3 protein-coding genes are annotated in these 4,034 nt (G+C 46.1%); 2 read left to right on the top strand and 1 reads right to left on the bottom strand.

The genetic code is table 11. From position 1 onward, the window contains the following. Positions 1-260 precede the first annotated feature (260 nt). Positions 261-584, bottom strand: coding sequence for a HesB/IscA family protein (locus V3S16_RS05115; RefSeq protein WP_413883598.1), 324 nt, complete (start codon positions 582-584; stop codon positions 261-263). A 111-nt stretch (positions 585-695) separates the two neighbouring features. On the opposite strand from V3S16_RS05115, the gene asnS reads away from it, so the two are divergent. Next, positions 696-2,096, top strand: coding sequence for an asparagine--tRNA ligase (asnS, locus tag V3S16_RS05120; RefSeq protein WP_413883599.1), 1,401 nt, complete (start codon positions 696-698; stop codon positions 2,094-2,096). A gap of 859 nt (positions 2,097-2,955) precedes the next feature. Continuing rightward, positions 2,956-3,813, top strand: a complete 858-nt coding sequence (locus tag V3S16_RS05125; RefSeq protein WP_413883600.1) for a DUF6502 family protein — start codon at positions 2,956-2,958, stop codon at positions 3,811-3,813. Positions 3,814-4,034 lie beyond the last annotated feature (221 nt).

A 4,034-nucleotide genomic window follows, 5' to 3' on the forward strand; every position in this document is an offset into this window, starting at 1 on the left:
TTGCTCGCTCTGGTCCGGGTGGACCATAAAACATATTTCAAAGTGTCTCATTGGCACTCCTTATGGATTTGTCAGTGCGGAACAGCCCACACCATCAAAGCTCCCCCCAGCATTGCGTGAAGTGAAGCAAGGAAATTCGCCCTTCAGCGAAGGCGGCGGATTATAACAGCCTGACCCCCAAGTGTATAGCCTGAAAAAGAGTTAGTTTTCACATGCTTGAATTGCATCAAGCCAACCGGAGCGCGGACATCAAACAGGCCCTATCCAATTGTGAAACTTTCCCCACAGCCGCATTCATCAGTGACATTCGGGTTGTTAAATTTAAAAATCATGCCAAGGCCTTCCGCTACAAAATCTATTTCCGAACCATCGAGAAAACCCAGGCTTTCCTGGGACACGACGACTTTGACGCCGTCATTTTCGAAAACAACATCATCTTCCTGGATGTCTTCGGCCAATTGCACAGTGTAGGCCCACCCCGAACAGCCCGTTTTCCTGACACCAAGGCGCAGACCAACGCCGCCGTCTTTATCGAGGAAAGTCCGAACCCGCTCCGCTGCCGATTTACTTAACATGATTGCCATATTCAGCCTATTTTCTTTGCTTAAACTGTTCAATCCATCGACAGGGGTGTCCGTGCCGGGGAAGGTGCATTATTATTTGGGGTTTCCCGAGCAAAGATCAACTAAAAAATTATGTCATTCATCAATATAAAAAAGGCACTGTCCGGTGAAACAAGGATCGGCACACAAATCACCGTCAGGGGCTGGGTACGCACACGCAGGGATTCCAAGGCCGGATTCTCCTTCGTCAACGTTCACGATGGCTCAAGTTTCGATGCAATCCAGGTCGTGGCTCCAGCGGATCTCGATAATTACAGCAGTGAAGTACAAAAACTGACTTCCGGCTGTGCTGTCGAATGCAAAGGAACGCTTGTTGAATCCGCCGGAAGGGGGCAGCGGTACGAAATACAGGCAACCGAGATAAACGTTGTGGGCTGGGTCGAAGACCCGGAAACCTACCCGATCCAGCCCAAGCGACATTCTTTTGAATTTCTCCGTGAAGTAGCTCACCTCAGGCCCCGTACCAACACATTTAGTGCAATAACGCGCGTAAGGCACGTTGCCGCCCAGGCTATTCACCGCTTCTTTCACGAACGGGGATATTTTTGGATCAATACACCCATCATCACTGCTTTAGACGCCGAGGGCGCCGGTGACTTGTTCCGTGTAAGCACGCTGGATTTTAGCAACCTGCCGCTTAATAAAAGCGGTGAAACAGATTTTAGCCAAGATTTTTTTGGGCGTGAGACCTTCCTCACAGTATCGGGGCAATTAAATGTGGAGGGCTACTGCCTGTCGATGAGCAATGTTTATACCTTTGGTCCGACTTTTCGTGCAGAAAACTCCAACACATCGCGCCACCTGGCGGAATTCTGGATGGTTGAGCCAGAAATAGCTTTCGCAGATCTTGACGACCTGGCGGATTTGGCCGAGGACTTTCTCAAGTATATTTTTGCCGCAGTCCTGAAAGAATGCCCTGACGATATGGCATTTTTTGAGAAACGGATCGAACCGGAAGCTATCAACAGACTCAGGAAATTCACCGAAGCTCCTTTTGTCCGCCTGGACTACGAAAAAGCTATTGAAATACTGAAGAATGCCAGCAAAAAGTTTGAATTTCCTGCCGAATGGGGACTGGATCTTCAAACGGAACACGAGAGATACCTGACCGAACAACACTTCAACGCACCGGTAGTTGTCATGAATTATCCAACCGAAATCAAGGCCTTTTACATGCGCCTTAGCGATGACGGAAGAACGGTAGCGGCCCTGGATGTGCTGGCACCCGGAATTGGAGAAATAATTGGTGGGTCGCAGCGTGAAGAAAGACTCGATGTGCTGGAAAAACGAATGGTTGATCTCGGCCTGGAAAAAGAGAACTACCACTGGTACCTGGACTTGAGAAAATATGGCACGGTACCTCATGCGGGGTTCGGGCTTGGATTTGAGCGCCTGGTGAGCTATATCACCGGGATGGCCAATATTCGTGACGTTATCCCTTACCCCCGCGTACCTGGAAGAGCTGATTTTTGATGGTAATTTCCCCTGGTGAACGTAAGCATGTAATAACGAAACAGGGTGATTGATCCAATCTGCCGCTATTTTCTGCAAGCCACTTCTTCGCAACCGCAAGCTTTCAACATAAAAAAACGGCCAGGAACATCATCCGTGTTATTCCTGGCCGATCAGCGGACGTCTCGCCACCCGCAAAGTGCATCCATGCTTCACAAGGTGATGCAGTTCCTTCTGCTATGGGGTAGGCGATCCTTGCCGTTTCCAACCTTGCGAACTGCATTATAGCCATGTTTGGCTAAAGACGCAAGTGTCTAAACACAAAAAAGTCTAAATACATATTAGGCTATAGACAAATAAGGCTATTTTTGTTACATTATCTTCATGTACTACACACTTTGCCACTCATAAAAGGAGCCTTGATGCGATCAACGGAAGACACGCAGTAATTTCTTGCGTGAATTTAGCGAAAACCAGGCGAATGCGCCAGTATGAGTTCTATCATTGAATCGGATTTCGATGGTGGTTAAAAAGCTGGGTTGAAAAATCTGGTGCGAATATATGTGCCGAAAAAAAAATGGCTGCAGATCGATTTAGGGAGGGTTGGTCGATTCTGTCAGCACTACAATTGGTACCCACTGGGAACGTGGGTAGCTGCAGCGGTGTGGTTTAGCTCAAATGCAGACCACGGAATCATTTTATGTATGAGAAATACTTAAGAGTAAAAAGTTAAATAAACTTGGCAAGTTATTGATAAAAAGGATATCTATTTGATACACTGCGATTATTGCACACTATTTTGTATCCAAAGAGATGAATTTATTTTCATGAGATGGGTTTCTATGTAACTGCGAAAGAGGATTTTCAGGAGACTGAGAAATTGTTGAGCGTTGTAATGCAAAGATCTGTAAATTCACAAGATGACACGAAGTCTATTACGTATATTTTGAGTCATGTGTTCAGTAAAGTAGTGCGGTTAGTGATCGGCACTATTTCTTTACCTGCTCTAACAGACATTCTCAAAGCTATATATGTCGAGGAAGCCCGAAAGAAATTATCGCGTGAGAAAACCAAGCCAACCAAAAGCGCAATTGCATTGATAACGGGGTTGGATACAAGGGTGGTTTCTACTGTGCTAGATCAAAACCTCGATAAAACCATTCAAACGCAAAAGGTAAATCCGGAAAATGCCTTGATAGACATGTGGTCAAGTGATCCATTTTTTCAAGATGCAGATTCCAGTGAACCAGCCGCATTACCAATTTCTGGGCGTGGAAGAACATTTCAAGGGTTAGTTTTACGATCCATCGGAAGAAATATCACGGTGAAAACTGTCATGGATCGACTGTTAGCTTGGGAAAGTATTCAAATTAATCAGGGTGACATAGATACCGTAGAACTTATTGCCCAAACTTATCTACCACTATCCGATGACCGCGTGAAACACATAGAGATTGGATTGCTGGAAGGATCAAGAGTGTTGAGTGCAGTAATTCATAACATGGATTCCGAACCAGAATATCGAGTCCCACAGCAAGGTCGCTGGACATATCGCTTGGACCCGAACAACTACAAAAAATTTCGCCGAAGCGTCAGGCAACTGTTAGAAAAGCAAATCAAAGAAGGAGAATTGTTACTCGAGGAATTCGAGGAACCAACAAAACAACCCGGTCAACTCACTGTTGGTATCGGATGGTACCAGTGGGGAGACCACGAACCTGAAGAGGATGTGGAGTAAAAGTGGGATTTAGCTACTCGACACTTTCTCAGGTTGAAAGTTAGCACCTTGGCCAATTGCAGATGGCAACTGAAGCTATTCGCAAAAGACCATTAACCTGGAAGAAAGGAGAAAGACCATGACTCGTTGGATGATAGAGAAGGATGGTACAGGGATAGAAAAATCAGGCACAGGGATCGAGAAGTCCGGTACCGGGATCGAAAAATCCGGCACAGGGATCG

This window comes from Candidatus Desulfatibia sp., from assembly GCF_036446775.1.
Lineage (GTDB): Bacteria > Desulfobacterota > Desulfobacteria > Desulfobacterales > UBA11574 > Desulfatibia_A.